At 47.2% G+C, this 26,371-nt stretch carries 22 protein-coding genes; 10 read left to right on the forward strand and 12 right to left on the reverse strand.

What is annotated here, in order from left to right:
- Positions 1 to 17 precede the first annotated feature (17 nt).
- Both C558_RS0110610 and C558_RS0110620 read right to left on the reverse strand, forming a co-directional pair.
- Positions 18 to 1,007, reverse strand: coding sequence for a hypothetical protein (locus C558_RS0110610; protein WP_156826061.1), 990 nt, complete (start codon positions 1,005 to 1,007; stop codon positions 18 to 20).
- Positions 1,008 to 1,272: 265 nt separating this feature from the next.
- Positions 1,273 to 2,238, reverse strand: a complete 966-nt coding sequence (locus C558_RS0110620) for an aldolase catalytic domain-containing protein (protein ID WP_018756245.1) — start codon at positions 2,236 to 2,238, stop codon at positions 1,273 to 1,275.
- A gap of 210 nt (positions 2,239 to 2,448) precedes the next feature.
- Between C558_RS0110620 and C558_RS33110 the strand changes: the two genes are divergently transcribed.
- From C558_RS33110 to C558_RS33115, 3 genes are read left to right on the forward strand one after another with little or no spacing between them, the layout of a single operon-like run.
- Positions 2,449 to 2,694, forward strand: coding sequence for a FeoA family protein (locus C558_RS33110; protein WP_040674701.1), 246 nt, complete (start codon positions 2,449 to 2,451; stop codon positions 2,692 to 2,694).
- Positions 2,691 to 4,700, forward strand: a complete 2,010-nt coding sequence (gene feoB / locus C558_RS0110630) for a ferrous iron transport protein B (RefSeq protein WP_018756247.1) — start codon at positions 2,691 to 2,693, stop codon at positions 4,698 to 4,700. Before C558_RS33110 ends, feoB begins: the two co-directional genes overlap by 4 nt.
- A gap of 32 nt (positions 4,701 to 4,732) precedes the next feature.
- Positions 4,733 to 4,906 carry a FeoB-associated Cys-rich membrane protein gene (locus tag C558_RS33115; RefSeq protein WP_083927146.1) on the forward strand — a complete coding sequence of 58 codons (174 nt, stop codon included), beginning with the start codon at positions 4,733 to 4,735 and terminating at the stop codon, positions 4,904 to 4,906.
- Between the two features lie 53 nt (positions 4,907 to 4,959).
- Here the strand turns inward: C558_RS33115 and C558_RS0110635 are convergent, their stop codons facing one another.
- From C558_RS0110635 to C558_RS0110645, 3 genes are all read right to left on the reverse strand, one after another.
- Positions 4,960 to 6,474 (reverse strand): leucyl aminopeptidase, encoded by a 1,515-nt coding sequence (locus C558_RS0110635; RefSeq protein ID WP_018756248.1) that lies wholly within the window; start codon positions 6,472 to 6,474, stop codon positions 4,960 to 4,962.
- 220 nt (positions 6,475 to 6,694) lie between these two features.
- The gene (locus tag C558_RS0110640) at positions 6,695 to 7,765 is read right to left on the reverse strand and encodes a two-component system sensor histidine kinase NtrB (RefSeq protein WP_018756249.1); all 1,071 of its coding nucleotides are present in this window, start codon (positions 7,763 to 7,765) and stop codon (positions 6,695 to 6,697) included.
- A gap of 162 nt (positions 7,766 to 7,927) precedes the next feature.
- Positions 7,928 to 8,341 carry a hypothetical protein gene (locus C558_RS0110645; protein WP_018756250.1) on the reverse strand — a complete coding sequence of 138 codons (414 nt, stop codon included), beginning with the start codon at positions 8,339 to 8,341 and terminating at the stop codon, positions 7,928 to 7,930.
- A gap of 340 nt (positions 8,342 to 8,681) precedes the next feature.
- On the opposite strand from C558_RS0110645, the gene C558_RS0110650 reads away from it, so the two are divergent.
- Genes C558_RS0110650 through C558_RS0110670 form a run of 5 tightly spaced genes read left to right on the forward strand, consistent with a single transcriptional unit; the run spans position 8,682 to position 16,711 of the window.
- Positions 8,682 to 8,879, forward strand: coding sequence for a KTSC domain-containing protein (locus tag C558_RS0110650; protein ID WP_018756251.1), 198 nt, complete (start codon positions 8,682 to 8,684; stop codon positions 8,877 to 8,879).
- Positions 8,880 to 8,918: 39 nt separating this feature from the next.
- On the forward strand, positions 8,919 to 9,449 hold the full coding sequence (locus C558_RS0110655) for a DUF4912 domain-containing protein (RefSeq protein WP_018756252.1): 531 nt from the start codon (positions 8,919 to 8,921) through the stop codon (positions 9,447 to 9,449).
- Entirely contained in the window at positions 9,446 to 12,316 is a 2,871-nt protein-coding gene (locus C558_RS0110660) for a 1,4-alpha-glucan branching protein domain-containing protein (RefSeq protein WP_018756253.1), read from the forward strand. The genes C558_RS0110655 and C558_RS0110660 overlap by 4 nt, the downstream gene beginning before the upstream one ends.
- Positions 12,313 to 14,742 (forward strand): sugar phosphate nucleotidyltransferase, encoded by a 2,430-nt coding sequence (locus tag C558_RS0110665; RefSeq protein ID WP_018756254.1) that lies wholly within the window; start codon positions 12,313 to 12,315, stop codon positions 14,740 to 14,742. Before C558_RS0110660 ends, C558_RS0110665 begins: the two co-directional genes overlap by 4 nt.
- A gap of 4 nt (positions 14,743 to 14,746) precedes the next feature.
- A complete protein-coding gene (locus tag C558_RS0110670) occupies positions 14,747 to 16,711 on the forward strand; it encodes a glycoside hydrolase family 15 protein (protein ID WP_018756255.1) in 1,965 nt (654 codons plus the stop codon).
- 311 nt (positions 16,712 to 17,022) lie between these two features.
- Here C558_RS0110670 and C558_RS0110675 read toward each other — a convergent pair whose 3' ends face one another.
- Together C558_RS0110675 and leuB are read right to left on the reverse strand one after the other, a co-directional pair.
- Entirely contained in the window at positions 17,023 to 17,562 is a 540-nt protein-coding gene (locus C558_RS0110675) for a peroxiredoxin (RefSeq protein ID WP_018756256.1), read from the reverse strand.
- A gap of 151 nt (positions 17,563 to 17,713) precedes the next feature.
- A complete protein-coding gene (leuB, locus tag C558_RS0110680; RefSeq protein ID WP_018756257.1) occupies positions 17,714 to 18,808 on the reverse strand; it encodes a 3-isopropylmalate dehydrogenase in 1,095 nt (364 codons plus the stop codon).
- Positions 18,809 to 19,015: 207 nt separating this feature from the next.
- Here leuB and C558_RS0110685 point away from each other — a divergent pair, with 207 nt between their 5' ends.
- Complete coding sequence (locus C558_RS0110685) at positions 19,016 to 19,864, forward strand: polysaccharide deacetylase family protein (protein WP_018756258.1); 849 nt, start codon at positions 19,016 to 19,018, stop codon at positions 19,862 to 19,864.
- Between the two features lie 101 nt (positions 19,865 to 19,965).
- Here the strand turns inward: C558_RS0110685 and C558_RS0110690 are convergent, their stop codons facing one another.
- From C558_RS0110690 to ilvB, 4 genes are all read right to left on the reverse strand, one after another.
- Entirely contained in the window at positions 19,966 to 21,513 is a 1,548-nt protein-coding gene (locus tag C558_RS0110690; RefSeq protein WP_018756259.1) for a 2-isopropylmalate synthase, read from the reverse strand.
- A gap of 97 nt (positions 21,514 to 21,610) precedes the next feature.
- Positions 21,611 to 22,603, reverse strand: coding sequence for a ketol-acid reductoisomerase (ilvC, locus tag C558_RS0110695; protein WP_018756260.1), 993 nt, complete (start codon positions 22,601 to 22,603; stop codon positions 21,611 to 21,613).
- Positions 22,604 to 22,711: 108 nt separating this feature from the next.
- Positions 22,712 to 23,200 (reverse strand): acetolactate synthase small subunit, encoded by a 489-nt coding sequence (gene ilvN, locus C558_RS0110700; protein WP_026263840.1) that lies wholly within the window; start codon positions 23,198 to 23,200, stop codon positions 22,712 to 22,714.
- Positions 23,200 to 24,942: a biosynthetic-type acetolactate synthase large subunit gene (ilvB, locus tag C558_RS0110705; protein WP_018756262.1), complete on the reverse strand. Its 1,743-nt coding sequence runs from the start codon at positions 24,940 to 24,942 to the stop codon at positions 23,200 to 23,202. Before ilvB ends, ilvN begins: the two co-directional genes overlap by 1 nt.
- Before the next feature lie 509 nt (positions 24,943 to 25,451).
- Here ilvB and C558_RS0110710 point away from each other — a divergent pair.
- On the forward strand, positions 25,452 to 25,901 hold the full coding sequence (locus C558_RS0110710) for a GNAT family N-acetyltransferase (protein WP_018756263.1): 450 nt from the start codon (positions 25,452 to 25,454) through the stop codon (positions 25,899 to 25,901).
- A 23-nt stretch (positions 25,902 to 25,924) separates the two neighbouring features.
- On the opposite strand, the gene C558_RS0110715 is transcribed toward C558_RS0110710, so the two are convergent.
- Entirely contained in the window at positions 25,925 to 26,221 is a 297-nt protein-coding gene (locus tag C558_RS0110715) for a hypothetical protein (protein ID WP_018756264.1), read from the reverse strand.
- Positions 26,222 to 26,371 lie beyond the last annotated feature (150 nt).

Raw genomic sequence — 26,371 nt, forward strand, 5'->3', positions numbered from 1 at the left:
CTTGACGGATCCTCCTATCAGCCTTCCGTCGTTCTTCCTCTGATCAAGGTATCTACACCCTGTTCCATCTGATCCAAAAAGGAGCGAACCTCTGCAACATCCTTCTGCTCCCCTTGCTTCTTCACAAACAATTGATCCTTCGTCTTCTCTAATACGGCGAGGAATTCCTTGACCATCTCTCCAGTGACCGTGCTCCCCTGATCCTGTGCGAGCTTCTTCAATTCTGTCTTCACTTCCGTCTGAATCTTGAACGTCTCCCAATCGTATGTCGGCGTATTATCCAACCCGAACAAGATCATGTGCAGTTCATTCAAATACAGCTGCTTGATCCGGTCATATCGAGGGGAATCTGGATAAGAAGTCAGATACTTCTCTGCATGCAGTGTTCTCTGGATCAGCTCTTCCCGAGGAATAACGAGGCCCGCATCCTTAGAAGTTGGTCGATTTGAGTCGTCCGCCATTAATGTGATATAGTCTTGCATTGGTTTCGATACATTCGGTTGGAAAGACTTCAAGGCTTCGTAATCCACGACAGGGAAGATCATCCCTTCCGCGGATTCCAGCTTATATTTCCCCTTCAGTAGATTAGATAATAGATCCTTCAGAGCAGCATCCTTCCATTGCGAAGCTTGTTCCAAGGTGATCGGTAGCGTTAATTTTACCAGCTTCTGCTGTACTTCAGCATTGCTCACCTGTGCCTCAGCCTCTTGCAGATGAGCTCCATAGAAACCTTCAAGCAGCATGAACATTTGATCCGCTTGTTCTGTCGTTACCCCTTTCATGTAGCGCTCCGTTAAGCCCACAGCATCAGCTGCATCCTTCGTCTGCGACAATTCCTTCTGCAGCAAAGCTTCCAGCCTCTCTTGTGGCTTCGTCTCGTTGTCTTTCGATATTTCCTTGGACGGCGTTACGATTGGCGTCGAAGAGACGTTATTCGGGCTAGCCCCTGGGTTGGAACTGCACGCCGAAGCTGACAAGAACGCACAACATATAGTAATTATGAACATGTATCGTCGCAAAAGTTATCCCTCATTTCTTGATGAATCTGAGATACGCACTAGACGCAGAAGGATGGAAGTTTGTTTCAATTTCAATATACAATTGGGCATGAGAAAACCTCTATCGAGGCTTATTTCGAAGATGAGCGACCGCGGTCAAAGGTAGGTTTTATCGCCAATAAGAAAGCTGTTTTCGGATGCCGAAAACTTATACTTTCTATTGTGGTAAGAAAAGCCATGAACTCGTATGTTTACGAGTAGCATGGCTTTCGTTTTATGATTTAGGTTTTGTGATTGCCGTTTCCGGAGTCGTTAGGCGGTCATAGAAATCAACAGCCTTATCTTTATCATCCGATGCACGAAGCGCCATCGCAGAGCGCGGATGCTCGTCCAATGTTCCCGTGATCATGTAAGGAATGATATAGCCCCACTCTTCACGCTCACGAAGCGGAACCATGTAGCGCTCAATGATATCAAGGACCGGACGCAAGGAATACTTGCTGTGCTTCAGATGCGTTACAAGAAGCTCTGTCGGGCAGTTCCCAGCGGCACGGCCCATACCGTATACCGACGCATCAAGCAATTCAACGCCTAGCTCCGCAGCAATGAGCGAATTGGAGAATGCCAATTGCATATTGTTGTGCGTATGCACGCCAAGACGTTTGTTCGGCAAATGCAGCTTGAACTTCTCAACGAGATGTTCGATATCGTTATGATCCAGGCTGCCATAGGAATCGACGATATAGACAACATCCACGACACTTTCCCTTATCATCTCGAACGCTTCGAGCAGCTCATGCTCCATAACATTCGACAAGGCCATAATGTTCAGCGTCGTCTCATAGCCAAGATCATGGAATTTCTGCACCAAATCAAGCGCTTTATCGACGTCTTTGCTGTAGCATGCAACACGGATTAGATCCAGCATGCTCTCGCTGCGAGGTAGAATGTCGTTCTCATCCACGCGACCGATATCGACGAGGGCTGATAATTTCGTATTTCCTTTTTGCGGGATGACTTTACGAAGGAAATCATCATTTAGGAAACGCCAAGGTCCGACTTCATCGGCACCTTTTAATAATTTCGGGGAGTTCTTGTAGCCGATTTCCATATAATCAACGCCTGCTTCATTCAATCCAGCATATAGATTCTGAACGAATTCGATGCTGAAGTCCCAATTATTCACTAGGCCGCCATCACGAATGGTACAATCGACGATTTTACAATGATTTGTCTTCATTAAGCTTGTCTCCTTTGATCCTCTTTTTCATTTCCTTCCATTCTACTTGAATTAGTGTGGTAAATCAAAAGGATTTTCGGCAATTTCCTCAGGGTTTCGACGCAAATTCGCCAAAAAAAAGGATGTTCATTCTCCGGCAAACATGTTATAGTGAAAATGTTCACAATGATAACTATTCTCAATTACTATAATAAACAAGGGTGACTTTCGATGAACAGCCAAGCAATTGTAAACCTAGCCAGCGTTGCCCCAGGTTCAACCGTGCGCATTCATAGCTGTGCCGATCTCCATATCCTCGTAAGCAGGAGGCTGCTCGATTTGGGCATTACCATTGGATCAGAGATCCACATGAAACGGAAAGCGCCTTTCGGCGGGCCAATCACTTGCGAATCGAACGGGCAGATGTTCGGTATCCGCAAACAAGAAGCGAAGAAAATCGAGGTGATCTTGGTATGAGAACGATTGCTTTAGCTGGTAATCCGAATACCGGGAAAACCTCATTGTTCAACACCCTCACGAAGTCCTACGAATATGTCGGTAACTGGTCTGGTGTGACGGTCGAAAAGAAGGTAGGGCTGCTGCGGAACAAACAGGGCCAACTCGTAGACCTTCCCGGCATCTATTCCTTACATCCGGTGTCCAGTGACGAAGGTGTTGCTGCGAATTTTCTACTTACTGAATCGCCGGATGCCGTGTTGAATATCATCGACAGCTCTCAGCTCGAAAGAAATTTCTATCTCACTGTACAGCTGCTTGAATATAACAAGCCCTTTCTCATCGGATTAAACATGATTGATGTCGCTAAGGCACGCGGCATTCATGTCGATACGGATAAATTATCCGACCTTCTGCAGGTCCCTGTTCTACCGATTGTCGCACGTACGGGACAAGGCACAAATCAAATGCTGAGTCATTTATCGGAGCCGAACCTGCCTGTAAGTCAGTTCCAAATTTCATATGGATCCATTGTCGAACAAGCAATAACGGCTTGTATCCGCGCGCTCCCTCAACAAGAGGAGTTGCCGAATCCTCGCTGGTTAAGCTTGCAATTTCTCGAGAATAACCCGGTTGTTATCGATAAGCTGACCAGCATCATGTCGATAGAACCATTGCGGGCTATCTACGAACAGGCCGAAGAGTCTCTTCGTGCATCGGGAGAAGGCCTGCACCTGCCGCAATTCATCCGCAGTGTGCGAATGGGCTTTATTCGACAGCTTATGGAGCAATGCGTAGACATAAAGCAATCTGAGGCCCATACGCTAACCGAGCGGATCGACGCGATCATAACGCATAAATGGCTAGGTCTGCCTATCTTCCTTGCCTTTATGTTCCTGCTATTCAAGCTAACTTTCGACTGGTTCGGTCAGCCCCTCTCCGATATATTGGACGGATTCATTGGCGGCCCGATCAGTGACCTAGTAAATCAAGCGCTGACAGCCGTTGGTGCTTCCGAGTTCACCCATGCATTGATCGTCGATGGGATTATTGCTGGCGTAGGCGGTGTTCTCGTCTTCGTCCCACAAATTTTCATGCTGTTCTTCTTAATTTCATTGGTTGAAGACTCCGGATACATGGCTCGCGTGACCCTTGTGATGGATCGCGTCATGGAGATGGTAGGACTCAACGGCAAAGCCTTTATTCCTTTTATTATTGGATTTGGCTGCAATGTGCCGGCGGTGATGGCTGCGAGATCGATCGAGCAGCCGAAGGAACGGCTTGTTACGACGCTGCTCACCCCGCTCATGTCTTGTTCGGCAAGGCTGCCGGTCTATAGTCTGTTCGCTGGTGCATTTTTTATCAGCAACAAAGCGGTCGTCGTCTTCTCGTTATATCTGCTTGGCATCGTCATGGCATTAGTCTTAGCCAAGTTGTTCACGCATTTATTCTATACAGGGGAGAAGTCGATCTTCGTCATCGAGATTCCGCCCTACCGCATGCCCCAAGCCCGCTCCTTGCTGCGTAACACGTGGGAAAAAGGGAAAGGCTTCATTCGTAAAGCCGGTACATTCATTCTCGGGGGATCGGTCGTGATCTGGTTCTTATCCTATGCGGGACCCAGTGGGTTCGGCGTCGACATGGATCATAGCTTCCTTGCATGGATTGGGGGCCTATTCGCTCCTATTCTTGCACCTCTTGGATTCGGCACTTGGCAAGCGGGAGCATCTCTATTGACAGGGTTTATGGCCAAAGAAGTCGTCGTCTCCACCATGAACATCATCTATCATACGCCGGATATGTCAGGCTTAGAGACACAGATCAAGCACGCGTTCTCACCACTGCAAGCTTACAGTTTCATGGCCTTTATTCTTCTGTATGTCCCATGCCTTGCTACAGTCGGTGTCATTCGAAAAGAAACAGCTTCGATGCGATGGACCTTATTCTCTATTGCTTACGGACTCGTGCTTGCTTACACGGTCAGCGTTCTGATCTATCAAATCGGGCTATGGATCGGCTTGACATAGATATTAATATCACTTGAAGGAGCGATTCGAATATGGTGGATGTTCTAATTATTTCGGTCATCGTCGGTTACGCCGCATGGACATTATACCGATATTTCCGCAAGAGCAGACAAGGCGCATGTGCTTCTTGCTCACAGCATAAATCCTGTCATATGAACCAATGTTCTTCATCAATACGCCCAGAGTCCGAGGACATCAAGCAATAAAATGGTGAAAGGGAGAATGAGCCCAGAATGCGGCTCTTTCTCCCTTCTTGTTATTATTGATCTTCCTGTGACATGAAGAGCTCCGTAATGGTACGGACCATCTCCCCTGTAGCCCCTTTGCTATCAATCCCACGATCACGCATCAGAAATGCCGTACCGCCTGTATCCAAGTGAATCCACGGGAGTCCTTCCGCAAATGTGCCAATGAATAAGCCCGCCGTAATCGTCGCACCGTGTGAACCCGTGCTATTACGCAAATCGGCAACATCGCTTTTTAGCATATCCCAGAACTCGTCGTATGCAGGCAATTGCCACACCTTCTCGCCCGTCCGTCTGGAAGCAGCGATGAATTCCTGTAAGAACGTCTCATCATTCGTTACCGCGCCGGTTGCCACATCGCCTAGCGCAACGAGCACCGCACCTGTAAGCGTCGCCACATCGATGAGCTTGGTCGCCCCAAGCTGCTTTGCATAGGTCATGCCGTCTGCAAGAACAACACGACCCTCTGCATCCGTATTCAGAATCTCAATGGTACGTCCGCTGAGTGTCTTCACGATATCCCCGGGTTTAAAAGCACTCGATGATGGCATATTCTCTGCCGATGGGATCACTGCAATGACATTTATTCGAGGACGCAGCTGCGCAATCGCCTGCATGACGCCAAGGACAACAGCCGAACCGCCCATATCGCTAATCATCTCTTCCATCCCTGAGGCTTTCTTCAGCGATATCCCACCTGTATCAAAGGTAATGCCTTTGCCGACAAGACCGAATACATCCTCTGCGTCGTCTGCGCCGTGGTATTTGAGCACGATCATGCGAGGAGGATTCGCACTGCCTTGCCCGACTGCGAGCAATCCGCCCATCCCAAGGTCTGCAATCTGCTGCTCATCCAGAATATCGACTTCAAGCTGATGTGCGTTCGCAATGGCCACCGCTTCTTCAGCAAGCAGCTTCGGCACGAGGATATTGCCTGGCACGTTCGTCAAATCTCGAGCCATATTCGTCGCTTCTGCAACGATCTGCCCTGTGCGTACACCATCCATCCAGTCTTTCGTAGCGTCTTCCAAGCCTGCAGATTCACGTAGATAGATCAATTCCGATACACCCTGATATTTAGGTTGGTCCCGGTGATATTTCTTCATCCGATATGCACCGTGCAAGAATCCTTCAGTCAGTGCACGAGCACATGTATAAGAAGGTCGATCGGTCACAATGACCTCGTGTACAGCAGGTACGATCCAAGCAACAGATGCTGACTTCAACTTTATGACCGCTCTGCCTGCAGCCTGCGCAGCTCGCCTCAGCACATCCGGTTGCAACTCACGACTTCCAAGTCCCACGAGCATCACCGTCTTGAGTTGGAAAGCGCCGCCGACCGGCATCGAATAGATCTGATTGGGTTTGGCTTCGAATAAGCCTTGGGCTGCAGTCGCCTGCAATAGCGCATCCAAATCCGGATGAATGCTTCCCGACTTCAACTGTTCTTTGCGGATTGGCCAGATGATGACTTCCGTCTGCGCACTTGCTAACCCGGTCATCGCATCACACCGTATCGTTGTTTTCATAGTTGTCTGATCACCAGTCCTTCATCGTTTATGCTTCATTATATTCACAATTATGCCCAGTAATCGATTATACGCTGTATATTCGCAACAAAAAAGGCGGCAATTTGTCTGCCGACTTTCGTTTATTTTCCATGATCGGACGAAGATTTCGTATTGAAAAAGGCTTTTATAAGGTACAATTCCATTCTCCCTCATAAAAGCCTTTTTACTTTAAACTACCTCAAATTGCACATTGAGCCACTGGCAGCGTAAGTATGAATTCAGTCCCGACACCAACTTGACTATCCACCTGTATTGAACCGCCGTGATTTTTGATAATCCGCTCACTAACCGACAGACCTAATCCAGTACCTGACGGCTTGGTCGTATAGAACGGTTCGAACAGCTTCTTCTGCGCGAGCTTGCTCATCCCTTTGCCATTATCCCGAATCATAATTTTCAACTGTTCACCGGTGTTCTTCACCACAAGCTCAATAAGACCTGGCACTTGCTTCCCGGATTCACAGATCGCATCCATCGAATTTTTCATCAGATTCAGCATGACTTGCTTCATCTGCTTCACATCAATCGCTACTTGCCAATCCGTAATCGATTCCTCCAGTACTTGAATCTGACATCCACGCATCAACGCCTCACTCTCTATCAGCATGATGACCTCACGAAGCAGCGAATGAATTCCCATACAGGATTTCTCTGGTTTCGTAGGCTTGGACGAATTAAGAAATTCATAAATAATATCATTGGCGCGGTCGATTTCCGTTAGTATAATGCGCGTATATTCTTCCTTCCCGATCGCCATCAAATAGGGCTTCAATAATTGGATAAACCCTCGAATGGCTGTAAGCGGATTCCGAATTTCATGCGCAATCGCCGCAGAAATCTGTCCTAACATGACCAGCTTGTCCTGCTGATACGTCGTCTGTTCGACATCCTTATATACTGAGACGTCTTTGATCGTAAGCATGCAATACCCACCCATACGAACGGAGTTCGTGATCGTGATAAGCCAGTGCCGGTTGCTCACATCCATGAGTTCATACCGGGTCAGCTTGTGCCTGAGCACGGCTTTGGTCACTTGAACGATCATCGACCGGAACTCTCGCTTGAGCGTCGGATGACGCATCAACTGCTTGAGCGAATAACCTTGCAGCGTATCCTCAGATATTTCGAGTAAACGTAGCAATTCCTGATTGGTGAAACATAATGTCCCACCCGAATCGAATAATAATACGCCGCTATCCAACTGCTGGAGTGCATTCTCATATACGTGGTTCCGAAGATCTACCGCCAAAGCTATACCTCCCTTAGCTAAAAATGCAACTTTATCACCATCATAGTAAAAAAATGGCAAATTGGTCAACCATAGATCCTGTCGAATTAGAGGTAGTTTTAGCGTATCACAAAAAAAATCTTACCTCGCAGGTAAGATTTAAATGAACGATGATAAATTCGATTAAGATTTGTTCTTCTGCAATAGCCGCTGCTTCCGATGACTCATAACCGCGAGCCGTTTCTTCAGCTGCATCTGCCACGCTGTATCATTCAAATGCCCTGCGACCGTCAACAGATCAAGCGCCATGTCAATCTGTGTCTTCACCACTTCCAGTGGATCCTCATGTTCCGAATTGACACAATTTTCGTACATGTCCTTCTCTTCTTCAACCACATAATCTCGGAAATCCACCTCATCTGCCCCGTCACCATGAGCATATTCAGCTAATATTTCATATTCATTCTCCACCATGTGATGCACTTCAACCCGATAACAGACCGGACAGAACAGAAGAGGTACGTTGTGAATCTGGGTTTGAAAATGCTTCAAAGTTCCCTTCGTTCCCATCATACTCGCGCCGCAACAAAAACTCATTTTGACATCCTCCTCTTACAAATATTCCTTGTGGAATCCTCTGCAATGAATATTTCCATTCGCCCATGTCACAGGAGCTATATAACAAAGTCAAGCTGCACTTCGCGGTAAGCGTTTTCTTGTGTGTGCTTACAATCATATTCGCGATACACCGTTAGAATTCCTTTTTTTAAAATATAAGAGCTTATCCGTTTCAACGATAAATTGTTCTTATATTTCCGAAGAAATGCTTATCGTTCCATATAAGGACAACGAAGTCATTTCTTCTTGTGAAAGTTATAAACCCATTTTCAGCGACATATAGATGAAAGACAATTGCGAAAATAAGGAGGGAAAACCATTGTCCTTCATCATTCCGATTTGTTCCAAGCAGATTAGCTATCTGCTGTACAATGACAGCACCCATGAGCTGCATGCCCAATATCATAACGGTGAGATTAAATCTTTCACTTCCGTAACCAAGGACATCTACGATTCCTTAGTTCAATCCGAGAACCGTTATGACGACTTCATCCAGTTCATGGTGAGTGCGAAATGAATGATGTAACCCACGATTCCAGCGTAAAAGGAGGTCGCTATGTCAGAATCGGAACATGCTCCAATACTCCCTGCATATCATCACAACGTGCTGCAACTCATGGTTGTGAGCCCGACCACCCTCTATGCATATTGGGAAATTTCTGAGCGTACCATCACGGCTGTAACGCGCCATTATCACACCGATTGGGCCTCCATGCCCAAAATTATTCGACTCTATGAAAATAATGGCTCCCTCTCTAGTATTTCGCACGATGCCGCAAAATATACGGATCAATCGGTGGAAGATGCAAGATCCTGGTATTTTCACGATCTCACACCTGCTAGATCGTATACCGCGGACTTTGGAACATATAACATTTACCATCAGTTCGTTCCATTGCTCCGTGGAAATACCGTGAGAACGCCAAGAAATCGGGCAGCGACAATCGAGCAAGGACACCCTCTGTCTGAACATATGCATGCGCAGCATCCATCGATGAACCAAGGCGCCACCTTGGAGAATACATCCCCGTATCATGAATTCTCAACCTATTCTGTCTATCATTTCAAAGAAGGAGTTCATACATGAATTTGAGTACCCAAGGTTATCTCTCTCTTATTCTTCATGCGCACTTACCTTATGTTCGTCACGCAGACCGAGATGATGTTATGGAAGAACGTTGGTTTTTCGAAGCGATGACGGAGACTTATCTCCCGCTGCTGCTCATGTTCGATCGGCTGCATCGCGATCATATCCCATTCCGAATTACACTATCACTCTCACCACCTCTACTTGCGATGATGGAAGATCCACTCATGTCCGAGCGATATGAAGCTTATCTGATGCAGCACATTCAACTGTCCGAACTTGAACAAGAACGGAATCAGAGTAATCCCGAATTCGCTGCGCTTGCGGCCATGTATACCCAAATATGGACCGAGCTTTACGATTATTATAAGTTGTGTGGTCGTCAGATTATTGCCAAATTCCGCTATTATCAAGATGTTGGCTGCATAGACATTATGACTTGTTCAGCCACCCATGCTTTTCTGCCTTTCTTGAAACATGAGGTATCGATCAAGGCACAACTGATGGTCGGTGTACTTGAATATGAACGCCATTTTGGCCGGCCACCTCGGGGCATCTGGTTGCCTGAATGCGCCTATACGGCTGAATTATCACCACTCTTGCAGACCGCGGGACTGCAATATTTTGTTGTTGATTCTCACGGTATTGAACATGCTTCGCCGAAGCCGTCTCGCGGGCTAGCAGCACCTGTGATGACAGTGGACGGCATTCATGCGTTTGCCAGAGATCCTGAATCATCGCGTCAAGTCTGGAGCAGTCGCGAAGGATATCCAGGTGACCCTGATTATCGGGAATATTATCGCGATATTGGCTATGACCTTGGTTGGGGTGATGCCGAGGAATGGGAATATATTAAACCTTATGTTCTCTCGAACGGAGCACGGATACATACTGGTGTGAAATATTATCGAATCAGCGAAAACGAGCAAGAGAAGAAGCCTTATAACCCGGTGTGGGCTCAGCACAAAGCAGCAGAACATGCAGATCATTTCCTCTATTGCCGAGAACAACAGATTAAGAGCTACCAATCACAGTGTGATCGTAAACCGCTCATCGTGAGTCCCTATGATGCTGAATTATTCGGTCATTGGTGGTATGAAGGCCCATTATGGATCGAAGCACTATTCCGTAATCCTCGGAACCAGCAAGGTACGTTTGCTTTTATTACACCAGAAGACTACTTGCGTGAATACCCGGTATCAGAACAGGTGGATATCCCCTTCTGCAGCTGGGGAAGAAATGGATATGCCGAAGTATGGCTTGGGCAAGAAAATGATTGGATTTATCGATTGTTGCACCAAGCTGAAGATCGATTACTACATACGATGCAGCATCATAGCACAAACCTATGGGGGCATACCGCTGTCGCTGAACGAATATTGAATCAATCGATTCGTGAATTAATGCTCGCGCAGAGCAGTGACTGGGCTTTTATTATGGATGCAAAGACGGTTCCAACGTATGCCGCCGCACGCACGGAGCATCACCTGAAACAGTTCCACGAGCTTAACGATATGATAGAGCATCGATTCTACGATTTGGAACATCTCGAACGTATGGAACACCATGCGGCATGTCTTGCTTCCGTGCACTATGAACTCTTTACATCATCCCTATCCAGTCCGCCGCCTATGCTGCTGCCGGATGCTTATGCCATGGATGCCAGATCCACCTGGCGCTATCGTAAAGTGCTGATGCTCGCCTGGGAATTTCCGCCGCTCGTGATTGGCGGGCTTGCCAAAGCGGTATTCGATTTATCTCGTTATCTTGTCGATCAACGGATTGAAGTCCATGTCATAACAAGGTCCGTGCAGGGCAGTCCTTCGTATGAACAGATGAACGGCATTCACGTCCATCGTGTGAATGTCCTACAGACCACGACGCCAATCGACTTCATGGATTGGGTCTTTCAGTTAAATTTGGCTATGAGCGATTACGCTGTTCTACTCATGGAGAGCGGTCATCGGTTTGATTTCATCCATGCGCATGACTGGCTTGTCCACTACACAGCCAAAGATCTGAAGGATTATGCCCGGACGCCGCTGATTGCAACCATTCACGCAACCGAATATGGCCGCAATCACGGCATCATTGAACACGATGTTCAGCGTCGTATCCATCAGATGGAGACCGATCTCACAGCCATCGCGGATCAAGTCATCGTATGCAGCAACGCCATGGTCAGTGAAGTACAATCCCTATTCACACTCCCTCCATCCAAAGTATCTATGATTCCGAACGGGGTCGAAATTGCATCATTCGAACAGAACTTATCCGAGTACCATCACGCTAACCTTCGATTACAATATGCCGCGCCACATGAGAAAATCTTGTTCTATATCGGCCGATTAGTCTATGAAAAAGGCATCCACATCTTAATTAAAGCACTGCCTCATGTTCATTCGTCTGTCCCGAATGCCAAGCTGATTATTGCAGGGACAGGTCCGATGAAGGCTGAGCTAGAAGCTCTCGCCGCGCGACTTGAACTTACTTCCCATGTTACTTTCACAGGCTTCATTCACGATGATACGCGTAACGACCTGTTACAGCTTGCAGATGTCTGCGTCTTCCCAAGTCTCTATGAACCTTTTGGTATTGTTGCCCTTGAAGCGATGCAGAGTGGTACCCCCGTTGTCGTCTCCGATACGGGTGGGCTAGCAGAGATTATTGAGCATGGCGTGGATGGGTACAAAGCCTTGCCCGGCCATGTCGAATCACTCGCCTGGCATGTAACTGAAGTGCTGCTGCACCCAGATATTGCGGATAACATGGCAGTGAACGCGCTTCGCAAAGTGGAACAACGCTACGATTGGAAATCAATCGCCGTCTCTACCAAACAAGTGTATGAAGGAGTGATTATGCGATGAAAGCAGTGATTATGGCAGGCGGTAAAGGCACGCGTCTGCGTCCTTTAACCATGCAGACCCCGAAGCCGATGGTACCTCTCTTGAACCGGCCTTGTATGGAATACATTATTGAGCTGCTGAAGAAGCATAACATTACCGAAATTGCCGTTACGGTGCAGTATTTGCCGGATGTGATTCGCGATTATTTCGGCGATGGATCGGAATTTGGCGTGAATCTGCACTATTTTGAAGAGACCGAGCCTCTAGGGACTGCAGGCAGTGTACGCAATGCTTCCGCCTTCCTAGATGAGACATTTATCGTCATCAGCGGCGATGCGCTGACCGACTTCAACTTGGATGATGCCGTTGCCTTCCACCAGGAACGCGAATCGATCGCAACCATCGTCTTAACCGAGGTTGATACACCGCTCGAATATGGCGTTGTTATGACCAATCAGGAAGGACGAATTACGCGATTCCTAGAGAAGCCCAATTGGAGCGAAGTGTTCAGCGACACTGTCAATACAGGAATTTATATTCTCGAGCCTGACATTTTCGAGCTGATTCCAGCTCATCAGGTCTATGACTTCAGTATGCAGCTCTTCCCGCTCCTACTCGAGAAACATGCCCCCTTATATGGCTATATCGCCGAAGGATACTGGTCCGATATCGGAAATCTCCAGCAATACCGCGAGACACAATTCGATATGCTAGACCGCAAGGTGCAAGTACATATTGCCGCCGATGAAATTGCTCCAGGAATCTTCGTAGAAAATCACACAACCTTAACGGATCGCGTAACCTATATAGGCCCCGTTTATATCGGTGCACACAGCATCATTTCACCTGGGACCGTTATCGGTGAATATTCCATCATCGGCAGCAGCAATCAAATCCTACAAGGGACACATATCGATCGGACCATTCTGTGGGATAACAATCAGATTGGACCGGACTGCGAGTTGCAAAGCGCACTTGTCTGCGATCGGAACTTGATCGGTCAACGTACGCGGATGCAAGAGAATGCCGTTATCGGGTCAGGATGCACACTTGGACCTGAAGTAACGGTGAAATCCAATGTTAAGCTATGGCCGAATAAAGTGATCCTACCAAGCAGTAAAGTGCATACCTCCATCATCTGGGGGGAACAGACGATGCATCAGCTCTTCCGAGGCAAAGGGGTCTATGGGATTCCGAATTCAGAGATGACACCCGAATTCGCTGGCAAACTGGCAGCAGCCTTCGGCTCCATTCTGTCGCCTACGACCACCGTGGGTCTCTGCAGCTCGACGCATCCCTTCGCCTCCATGATGAAAATTGCATTCGCTGCCGGGCTGCAAGCCGCAGGCATTCATGTCCTTGATCTGGGAGCAGGGACGACAGCTGTCTGCCGTAATAGCGTTCAGACGATGCAGTTGAACGGTGCTGTTCATATGCGAATGATCGATGTGCAAGGCCAAGATCATTTGTTGATTGAACTGCTCGATAGTCAAGGGCTTCCGCTTGCCAAAAGTCTCGAACGGAAAATTGAGAATGCCTTCTGGCAGGAAGATTTCATTCGCGGACATGTCAATCAGATCGGCGAATATCGCCAGTACAATTATGCAGAGACCGACTATATGCAGAAACTCGTCAGAGATCTCTCTGCTATTGCTGTACTGCCGCATCCCGTATTTGCCGTTCTGCAATACGATCCGCATGATCACGGCTCCTTTATCGAACGGTTCGCAAGTCTTATTCTAGGCCATCGCATCATTCTGCATCATAACGGGGCCAAAGGATATGAAGAAGAGCTGATCGATACAGTGATGCAGACAAATGCAGATTTTGGAATTCAGCTTGGACGCAACGGGCAAGGACTTCACCTTGTACTTCGCGATGGGACACGGATTAGCGATGAACAACTGCTAGCGCTTAAAATTCTCGCTACCAGCAAATTAAATAAATCCTTCAGTCTAGGGGTTCCCGTGAGTGCTCCGCAAATCGTAGAATCGCTTGTCCTAGACACTCCACTGTCTCTTGTGCGTACGAAGGAAAATAATCGCGCCTTACTCGAATCAAGTCGAGACTTTCTCTTCAACCCATTGCTGGATGACATCTATGCGGTTAGCCTCATCATCCAAGCGATGATGACGGAATCCATAACGCTTGAAGAACTAATATCACAAATTCCATACTTTTATACCGCCAAAGAAGTCATTCCATGCGCATGGCATGAGAAAGGCTCTATGATGCGCCAAATCCTCAAAGCTACCAAACATCAAGCAACAGAACTCATCGACGGCATTAAAGTGATGACGGAAGAAGGCTGGGTTATTATTCTGCCGGATCATGATGAGCCCCTATTCCGCATCATCGCACATGCTTCATCTGAGACGAATGCGGAACGAATGATCTCGAATTATTGCAACCAACTTGTTAGAACGAATTCGCCCCTAAGGAAGTGATGACGTGCCTAGACACCTCGTCGTAGGAAACGGTAAATTTCTCATAAACCTGGATCAGTACGGCTGTATTCGCGATATATTCTATCCTTACGTCGGTCAGCTAAATCATGTTGGAGGTTATCGCTGCCATATCGGATGTTATGTGGATGGGCAATTCAGCTGGCTTAGTGACCCGGAATGGAATTTTCATCTCTCCTACCTCGAAGATTCTCTTGTTACCCAGGTTACAGCGATCCATGATCGGCTCGGCATTACCCTAACCATGAATGATGGCATTCATCAACGAGACGCCATTTATTTGAAAAGAATCGAAGTCCACAATCATGCCTATACGGATCGCGAGGTCCGTATCTTTTTTCATCAAGACCTGATCATCAATGAGACCGAGGTTGGCGATACAGCAGTTTATTACCCTTCGAATCACACGATTTATCATTATAAAAAAGACCGGTATTTCATGTTTAACGCCCGCTTCGATCAGGATGGGATCCACCAATTCTCGACAGGGACCAAACGTTTTCATCAAGCAGAGGGAACCTTCCGCGATGCCGAAGATGGCGATTTATCTGGGAATCCAATCGCACAGGGCTCCGTTGACAGCGTGATCAGCGTTAAGGGGATTGTCCCCTCGCGCAGTAGTATTTTTGGATATTATTGGTTCTCTGCTGGGCCCTCCCTCGAAGAAGTGAAGAAGCTGGATACGTATGTACGGGATAGTGGGCCTGGTAATTTGCTGGACCGTATTACTATCTACTGGCAGCGTTGGGCCAATAAATCCGATCGTCAATATGCGGATCTCGGTGTAGCGATTGAGAAGCTATTCAAGCATAGTCTGCTCATTGTCCGGACCCAGACCGATGCGAATGGTGCGATCATCGCAGCAAATGACACCGATATTATGCAATTTAACCGTGATCATTACAGCTACATGTGGCCGCGCGACGGCGCACTCGTCGCCCATGCCATGTCGATGGCCGGATATCACGGCATGATCGTTCCTTTCTTCCATTTCTGTGCTAAGGCGTTAGCACCTGAGGGCTACCTGCATCACAAGTACAATCCGGACGGAACCGTCGGATCCAGCTGGCATCCTTACATCCATGATGGCAAACAGCAGCTGCCGATTCAAGAAGATGAGACGGCCCTTGTCTTATATACACTATGGCAGGATTATGTGCGCAATGGAGATATTGAACTGCCGCAATCGCTCTATCGGACCTTAATCCGACGCGCAGCCAACTTCTTATATACATTTGTCGAAGAGGAATTGCAGCTGCCGAAGCCAAGTTATGACCTCTGGGAAGAACGGTACGGCATCTTCACTTTTACCTCTGCTGCGGTCTATGGCGGCTTATCAGCAGCAGCGAACTTCGCCAAATTATTCGGGGATGACAAACGTTCGATTAAGTACCAAGAAGCGGCGGAATCCATGAAGCAAGGAATGAAAAGACATTTATGGAACGAAGAATTAGGTCGGTATGTGCGCGGATTATATCGGAAAGATGGAGAATGGCAACAGGATTTGACCCCGGAGAGCAGCATCTTCGCCTTATTCGAATTCGGCGTCTTCCCCGCAACGGATGAGCGTGTGCAGCGCACCATGAATGCGCTTCGAAACCAATTATCCGTGAAGACCGGTGTAGGTGGTATTGCACGTTACTACCACGATTATTACTTCCAGAAGAGCAGTAACTTGGAACAGGTTCCTGGAAATCCATGGATCATTTGCACCCTTTGGTTTGCCAAATTCGATATTGCCAATGCCCGCAGCCTTGCGGATTTATCCATCCCTCGAAGGACACTGATGTGGGTCGTAGAGCACAGTATGGAGAGCGGCATGCTGCCGGAGCAGGTAGACCCGTTCAACGGCACCCCCCTCTCCGTCGCGCCATTAACATGGTCGCACGCGACGTTCGTGTCGACCGTGATCGAGTATTTGCAGCGGTATGAGGAGCTGTCGAAGGTGTAGAAGGTATTCAAGGTATTGTAGGTTTTAAAGGTTTTAAAGGTTTTAAAGGTTTTAAAAAACCAAAAACCCTCGCGATGGGCCGAGATACTCGGCACCCGCGAGGGTTTAATTCTTTTGAACTTAAATTCAAATGAAGGTTAAATATCGACTTTTCAGCACCGAGAAGGTTGCATGAACCCGAAGAACGAGTAGCGGAGTTTAGGGATACCTAAATGAGCAACGGAGTTCGATGGGTGAATGCAAGATTCGACGCCGACAATGCATCCTGAAAAGGCATCGTGATGGAAAGGTGATATTTAAGTTACCTTATATTATAGGTTTTTGTCGCCTGGTTTCCAGTTGATCGGGCAAAGACCACCAGATTGTAGTGCTTGAAGTACACGAAGTGTCTCTTCAACGCTGCGACCTACATCGTTGTGGTTAACCACTTGGTATTTCAATTCGCCTTCTGGATCGATAATGAACAAGCCGCGAAGCGCGATACCTTCTTCTTCGATCAATACGCCGTAGTCACGAGCAACGTTCTTCGTGATGTCGGAAGCAAGTGGGAAGTTAATTTGACCCAAACCGCCAGCTTCTTTTGGAGCGTTGATCCATGCTTTGTGGCTGTGTACGGAGTCGATACTTACACCAAGAATTTCAGTGTTAAGTTTCTTGAACTCAGGAGCCGCATCGCTAAGTGCTGTAATTTCAGTTGGGCACACGAATGTGAAGTCAAGTGGGTAGAAGAAGAATACTAACCATTTGCCGCGGTAGTCATTCAGTGATGCCGCTCCGAATTTTTGTCCATCTCCTGTTGCTGTCTCCATGTTAAACTCTGGAGCTGGTCTTCCAACTAAACGTTCTGCCATGATAAAAATCCTCCTCTGAATCTATGAAATGTTGTTACTCTCAAAGTAAATAACTCACAAGTAAGATGTTATCATTCGCCTATTTGAAAGTCAAGATTAAAGCAGTTACTAATTTAGAATCATTATAAATTGGATGGCTATTTTGTGAACACTATACTGCGACGCTGACTTTCTCCATCGCTGCGATGATCAAATCGCCCATTGCTGTCGTTCCGATTGCCTTGCTCTTATCGACTGCAATGTCGCCTGTACGATGTCCCGCATCAAGAACATTTTTAACCGCATTTTCAATCGATTGCGCTGCATCTTCATAACCGAATGTGAGACGGAACATGAGTGCAACAGAGAGGATCGTTGCGATCGGGTTCGAGATGCCTTGGCCAGCAATATCCGGTGCGGAACCGTGTACCGGTTCGTACAATCCGAAGCTTCCTTCGCCAAGTGATGCAGAAGACAACATGCCAATCGATCCTGTTAACATCGCTGCTTCATCACTGATAATGTCTCCGAACATGTTCTCTGTTACGATAACATCAAAGCTCGATGGGCGGCGAAGCAATTGCATGGCACAGTTATCGACAAGTACGTGCTCTAGCTCAACATCTGGATACTCTGGTGCAATCCGATTCACCACTTCACGCCATAGGCGGGATGTCTCGAGAACGTTCGCTTTATCAACTGAAGCCAATTTTTTGCGGCGCTTTTGAGCGATTTCGAAACCTTGACGCGCAATACGTTCAACTTCTTTTTCGCTGTAAGCACATGTATCAACCGCTTCTTGTCCATTCTCTGTATCCCGACGGAATTTCTCACCGAAATAAATACCGCCTGTCAATTCACGAACAACGATCAAGTCCGTACCTTCGAGCACTTCTGGTTTCAAAGTCGATGCTTCTTTCAAGCAATCGAATACGTTCGCAGGGCGGATGTTCGAGAATAAGCCGAGTGCCTTACGAATACCGAGCAACCCTGTCTCTGGACGAAGCTCTTTCGGGTTGTTATCCCATTTTGGTCCACCAACAGCGCCAAGCAATACAGCATCAGCCTTTTGACAAATTTCAAGCGTCTCTTGCGGTAACGGTGTACCTTTCTCATCAATCGCAATCCCTCCGAACAGACCGTGCTCGGTTTCGAACTTGTACCCGAACAATTCTTCTGTACGTTTCAATACTTTCTCCGCTTCTGCTACCACTTCTGGGCCGATTCCGTCACCGGCAATAATCGCAATCTTTTTCACTTCGGACATGTGAACAACCTCCATCTATTTGATCGATCTGATTTTCCTCATTTTCATCATGTATACATTCTATCGCAATCCTATTATTCTGACTAAGATATAAAATCTATGATCTTAATAGGAATCGACTATAAAGCTGCATAATTTTCGGTTAGGAAACTCACACTATACCTGGAATTTGATGAACGCATATTTGCCGTATGGAGGTCATGCATCATGAGAATCATCAAGAATACACTCCTGCTCTCACTCTTATGGACGCTCATCCTATCAGGTTGCACGAACCCTTCAGCTCCAAAAGTGAAAAACTATTCAAAGCCTCATACGCTGAGACCTTTCTCGATGAATGAATCTGTGACGCCTGACTTGGCTGGGGGTGCAGAATCTAGTGTCCGTAAGCCGCAGCCACTTACCTTAGCAGAGCTTCGAGCCAAATATAGCTCCACTTTCTTACTTCATGGTCCTACCGCCCCCAGACGTATTGCGTTAACATTTGACGATGTGCCTGATGATTATTTCACACCACTCATTCTTGATACACTCAAAAAGCTTGATATCAAAGCAACATTCTTCGTGGTCGGAAACCGTGCGGAGAGCCATCCTGAGATCGTTCAGCGAATGATCAACGAGGGACATGTTCTGGGCAATCATTCCTATACACATGCGAACTTGCCCAAAATCGCCGATGCCGCATTTCAAAATGAAGTTCTAAAGACAGAACATATTATCAAGAAAATTACGGGTAAAACGATGCTATTCATTCGACCTCCTTATGGCAATGTAAGCGAAGATCAGATTAAATGGCTTGCGAGCAAGCATATGAAAATTATTAACTGGAACGTCGACTCCCTCGATTGGAAAGGCTTATCTGCCGATCAAGTTAGAGATAATATCATGAGCCACATCACTTCAGGCGCGATCGTACTGCAGCACGGAGCCGGAGGCGTAGGGGAAGATTTGACGGGGACGATCGAGGCGCTGCCAAGTATGGTCGCAGAGCTCCGAGCCCAGAACATTGAAATTGTGACCATTCCGGAGTTACTGCACAAACCTGCATATCGGTAAACAAAAAACCACTTGTACACTACTGCATGCCCATTGTTAGATGATCTGACAATGGGCATGCAGTGAAGAGTCGCAAGTGGTTCTTCTATGTTTTCGTTAGATTAGATTAAGCTCATTTTGTCACGGCGACCTGTAGATGTCTTCCGCTTCTCGATTAGACGATTCAATGCATCGATGTATGCTTTGGCACTCGCTTCGAGAATATCCGTACTTACGCCGCGGCCCTGTTCCGTAATGCCATTCTGTGCCAGAATGACATGAACTTCACCTTGTGCGTCTTTCCCGTGCGATACAGATTTGATGGAGTAATCGCTAAGCTCCACCTCTTCGCCCGTCGCTTTATCAATCGCATTGTAAATCGCATCAACCGAACCATTACCTTCCGCTTCTTCTTCCAATGTCTTCCCATCGATGGTGTGGAGCGTCACACGTGCAGATGGAACGAATTGATTGCCATACGAAACATGAAGGATATCAAGTTTGAATACTTCTTGCGTTTCGATCAATTTCTCTTCGATCATCGCGCGAATGTCCTCGTCAGATACTTCTTTTTTCTTGTCGGCCAAGTCTTTGAACTTCGCAAATGCGATATTCACTTGCTCTTCGCCCAGATCATAGCCTAGATCAATCAATTTCTCACGGAATGCATGGCGGCCTGAATGTTTGCCAAGCACGAGCTTGCTGTCTTTCAGTCCGATCGTCTCTGGTGACATAATCTCGTATGTCGTCTTCTCTTTCAGCATGCCATCCTGGTGAATGCCAGATTCGTGCGCGAATGCGTTCGCACCCACAATAGCTTTATTCCCAGGTACGACCATCCCTGTCAATTTGCTCACGAGGCGGCTTGTTCGCGCAATTTCGGACAAGTGCAATGTCGTCTTCGCTTGGAAAAATTCTTGGCGCGTCTCAAGTGCCATCGCCACTTCTTCGAGGGAAGTATTCCCAGCACGTTCCCCGATTCCATTGATTGTGCCTTCAATTTGATCCGCACCATTCAAGATGGCCGCAAGTGCATTGGCAGTAGCCATCCCCAAATCATCGTGGCAATGGGCACTAAGCTGAATCGTCTCGATACCTTTGACGTTCTCCTTCAGCGTCTTGAAAATATTGCCGTATTCATATGGCGTCAAGAAGCCAACTGTATCCGGAATATTGACAACCGTCGCACCTGCTTTGATCGCCATCTCCGTTACTTGGCATAAGAAGTCCAGCTCCGTACGCCCCGCATCTTCTGGTGAGAATTCAATTTTGCTGAAATACTTCTTCGCATACTTAATCGCCGATTCTGCCGCTTCGAGCATTTGCTCCTTCGTCATCCGAAGCTTGTGTTGACGGTGAATTGGAGAAGATGCAAGGAACAAGTGGATGCATGGATCTTGCGCACCGATTAAGGCTTCACGTACCGCATCGATATCTTGGGTACGTGAACGAGCGAGTCCGATCACGGAAGCATTCTTTACCGCACGAGCTACCGCATTCACCGCCGCCAAATCCCCGGGCGATGCAGCAGGAAAACCTGCTTCAATCCGATCAACACCCAGTTTTTCAAGCTGGTAAGCGATTTCCACTTTTTCTTTCGTATTCAAATTGACGCCGGGCGATTGCTCACCATCCCGTAAAGTTGTATCAAAAATATAAATTTTACGCATGCTGCACCTCCGAATTGAACTAAGAAGCTTTATTGCTAAAAGCTTCCGAAGGTGACCCTCCGGAAGCTTTTCAAAAACGCTATGATATTATTATTTATTATTTCTTGATCCAATGCATCAATTCACGAAGTTGACCGCCAACCACTTCGATTGGGTGGTTTGCTTCGTTACGGCGAGTTGCTGTCAAGAATGCACGGTTCGATTGATTTTCAAGGATGAAGTCGCGAGCGAATTTACCTTGTTGGATATCGGACAATACAGCTTTCATCGCTTTCTTCGTCTCATCTGTCACGATACGAGGACCTGTTACATAGTCGCCGTACTCAGCTGTGTTACTGATGGAATCGCGCATGGAAGCAAGTCCGCCTTCATACATCAAGTCAACGATCAATTTCAATTCGTGCAAGCACTCGAAGTATGCCATTTCAGGAGCGTATCCAGCTTCTGTCAATGTTTCGAAACCTGCTTTAACAAGTGCGCTTACACCACCGCAAAGTACAGCTTGCTCACCGAACAAATCTGTTTCTGTCTCTTCAGCGAATGTTGTTTCGATAACCCCTGCACGCGTACAACCGATACCTTTTGCATATGCAAGACCGATTGCTTGTGCATTACCAGTTGCATCTTGCTCGATTGCGATCAAGCCAGGAACGCCGAAGCCTTCAACATACGTACGACGAACCATGTGTCCTGGGGATTTCGGTGCTACGAGCAATACGTCGTTACCTTTCTTCGGAACGATTTGTCCGAAGTGAACGTTGAAACCGTGAGAGAAGAGTAGTGCCGCATCGGATTTCAAGTTTGGTTCGATTTCGTTCTTGTACACGCTAGCTTGCGTCTCATCCGGCATCAAGATTTGAACGACATCCGCACGGAGTGTAGCGTCTGCAACCGACAATACTTCAAAACCGTCATTGCGAGCTTTATCAGCTGATTTACCTTCGCGAAGACCGATAACAACGTTCAATCCGCTATCACGCAAGTTTTGTGCTTGAGCGTGACCTTGGCTTCCGTAACCGATAATTGCGATTGTTTTCCCTTTAAGAACGCTTAAATCTGCATCATTTTCGTAGAACATTGTAACTGCCATAATAGTAAATCCTCCTTTTAATTGTAAACCCTCGCTAAGCGGGTGTCTCAAAGGATAGGGTTGTCCTATCCTCTCAAACACCCGCTTAGCGGGCATTTGATAATAGTGTTAGTTGGCGTTGCCGCGGATCATGGCGGTGACACCAGTCCGGCTAAGCTCCTTGATTCCGTAAGGTTTCATCAACTCGATCATCGCATCGATCTTGTCGGTATCCCCAACGACTTGAACCATCATGCTATGTGTGCCAATATCGACAACCGCTGCACGGAAGGTTTCAACGACACCCATAATCTCAGGACGTACATTGGGTTCTGCCTTTACTTTGATCAAGGCGAGCTCGCGTGCCACCATCGGCTTCGAGCTCAGATCAATCACTTTGATAACATCAATCAATTTGTACAGTTGTTTCTCGATTTGCTCTAGCGTTCCGCTGTCGCCTTCCGTAACGATAACCATCCGGGACAAGCCGGCTTCTTCCGACTGTCCCACCGTGATACTCTCGATATTAAATCCACGGCGTCCGAACAAGCCGGATACGCGTTGCAATACACCTGGTTGATCATTTACTAGAACGGCGATGGTATGTTTAGTCTGCATCATTCGCTATCCCCCAATAACATTTGATCGATCGTGTCTCCTGCTTGAACCATCGGGTAGACGTTCTCACCCTTGCGGACCACAAATTCGACGACGACCGGACCCGATGTATTTAGTGCTTCCTGCCATGCAGCCTCAGCTTCTTCTTTATTCGTTGCACGTAATCCCTTCACGCCGTAAGCTTCGGCGAGTTTCGGGAAATCCGGGCTTCCTTCAAGATCAATATGGCTATAACGGCCTTTATAGATAATCTCTTGCCACTGACGAACCATCCCCAATACTTGGTTGTTAATAATAACGACCTTTACCGGAATGTTGTTGATCGCACAGATCGCAAGCTCTTGTGCACACATCTGCATACCGCCGTCGCCGTTGATCGATATGACTAAGCGATCAGGATGTGCCATTTGCGCACCAATCGCGGATGGGAATCCGAAGCCCATCGTTCCAAGACCACCGGAAGTGACGAAGGAGCGCGGTTGATTGAATTTGTAGAACTGTGCTGCCCACATTTGATGCTGCCCAACGTCTGTCGTTACGATCGCTTGACCTTGTGTTGTGCGGTGCAGCATTTCAATGACCCATTGCGGTTTTAATTCCGTCTCGGAATCTACGTATTGAAGTGGTTGCTCTTCTTTCCACTGCATCACTTGAGCTCGCCAAGCATCGACATGCGCATATTTCGCATCTTTGTTTAAGATTTCAAGAACGGTTTTGACATCACCCACGATTGGGATGTCCGTCGGTACATTCTTGCCGATCTCCGCTGGATCGATATCAATATGAACCACTTTGGCGTGTGGAGCAAAGCCTTGAAGCTTCATCGTTACCCGATCATCAAATCTAGCGCCAATGTTGATCAGCAAATCTGTATTCTGGAGCGCCTTGTTCGATGCAAATGTTCCGTGCATCCCCGGCATTCCTGTCCAGAGATCGTGACCGCTCGGGAATCCGCCAAGTCCGAGTAATGTTGTCGTAATCGGAATGCCCGTTGTCGTAACGAACTGATACAATTCCTCGTGACCACCAGAGTAGACAACGCCGCCACCCGCTAGAATAAGTGGTCTTTGTGCCGATTCGATGGCCTTCAGCAATTTATCCGTCTGTAGACGATTCGGATTCACCGTTGGGTTATATCCACGAATGTTCACTTCCGTCACAGGTTTGAACATCGTTTTGTTCGCCGATACGTCTTTTGGGATGTCGATAAGGACCGGACCTTTACGACCTGTAGAGGCAATATGGAACGCTTCGTGAATGATGCGCGGTAGATCCTCTACATCGCGGACGAGATAACTATGCTTCGTGATCGGCATCGTAATCCCTGTAATGTCCGCTTCTTGGAATGCATCCGTACCAATGAAGTTCGTCGCTACGTTGCCTGTAATGACTACGAGCGGCACCGAATCCATATAAGCTGTCGCAATTCCAGTGACGAGGTTAGTTGCCCCCGGTCCAGAAGTTGCGATACACACGCCGACGTTGCCGCTTGCTCTTGCATATCCATCTGCCGCATGAATCGCGCCTTGTTCGTGACGTGTAAGAACGTGTTTGAAATCATCAAATCCATGCATTGCATCGTAAATGTAGAGCACTGCGCCACCCGGATAGCCGAAGACGCATTCGACACCTTCTAGCAGTAGACTGCGAAGCAGAATTTCCGAACCCGTAATCACTTCCGGCTTCATCCATTTTTCGCGTAGTTGTTCTTTTGACCCCATCATTGCACTTTGAGCGTTCATAAGTGTTCCTCCTTTTTTGAAAATTAATTTAAAATCAAAAAAACCTTCCGTCCTCACACGTATTGCACGTGATGAGGGACGAAAGGTTGATCTTCCGTGGTACCACCCAAATTTGCTACACATCTCGCAATGTGTAACCTTCATAGGTACGATGCAGCCAATCAAATCCTCTGCATGTACGCTGATACGTAACGTGTATCTTACGACTCTCCCTAATAGTTCCCAAATGGAATTCGTTCAGGAGAACAGCTCCGAGGTGAGCTCGTATATAAGGGATTTCGGTGGTGGTTGCAGCAAGTTCCACACACTCTCTGAGCAAAAGGGCCCTTAAAACTTCGTCCTCTTCATCGCTATTACCAATATGTTTCAAATTGTTAGATGTATTATATTCCTAGCTTATGACAGAAGTCAATAGCTATGTAATAAAAAAATTCCCCTTCCATCCGCACGCACATACAATACATAAACGCATGGATCATCTAACTTTCCTTCGAACGGGGTGAAAACACATGCTTATCCGTATGCGCCAATCGCACTCTGATGATGCAGAAATCATTGCACTCGTAGAGTCAGAATTACTTCCGATGTCCCCCTACATCATGTCCCACGACGAAGTGGCAAAGGACGTTCTAACAAGGTTGAAACGCGGAAGAACCTTCATTCTGTCCGCGCTTCCGAGCAGTGAGCCGCTTGGTTTCATTCACGTCATGATCCACGGCAAATGGATGTACATCGATATGCTTGCTGTGAAGTCCAGCCACAAACGCAAAGGGTATGGAGCTAGGTTGCTGCTCACAGCTGAAAACTATGCGCGACGATTAGGATGCCATCAATCCAAGCTGCTCGTCGATGACGTGAATCAAGGCGCACTGCTCTTCTATATTCGCTCGGGTTATCATATTATGCATCATTGGCAGGAAACGCATTACTACGAATTACTCAGACGGCTCGACCTTTAAGATTTCTGCTGCCCATTCCCTCTTTAATAATATCCATATTGATTGTATCCGCCATAGCCGTTGCCGTAACCTCCGTATGGAGAACCGCCATATCCATACCCTCCGTAATATGGACTGCTCGCTGTTCCAATCGCCAAGAGGTCGAATAATACAAGTGGAATAATTGCTTTTGTATGGACTTTTTTACCAGAACGACGTTCAAGAATAAGACGATTTCCGGCAATTCGAACCAGTTTACCCGTAACATAACTCCCATCTTTCCGAACGGCTAAAATCTTCTTACCGATAAGCCTCTGGGCTTGAGCCTTTGTGACTGCCATGAGAAAACCCTCCTTTTCCTGGATTATCTACACTCTATTCTAGGAGCCAGAAAAAGATTGGACTCTTGTCCCCTAGCATTCGCACAACATAACACACGTAAATTTATTAACCATCGTTCAACTCTTTATCCATCGTGACCGAACAACCAA

Origin of the sequence: Paenibacillus terrigena DSM 21567 (assembly GCF_000374845.1) — a bacterium.
GTDB classification, from domain to species: Bacteria; Bacillota; Bacilli; order Paenibacillales; family Paenibacillaceae; genus Paenibacillus_K; species Paenibacillus_K terrigena.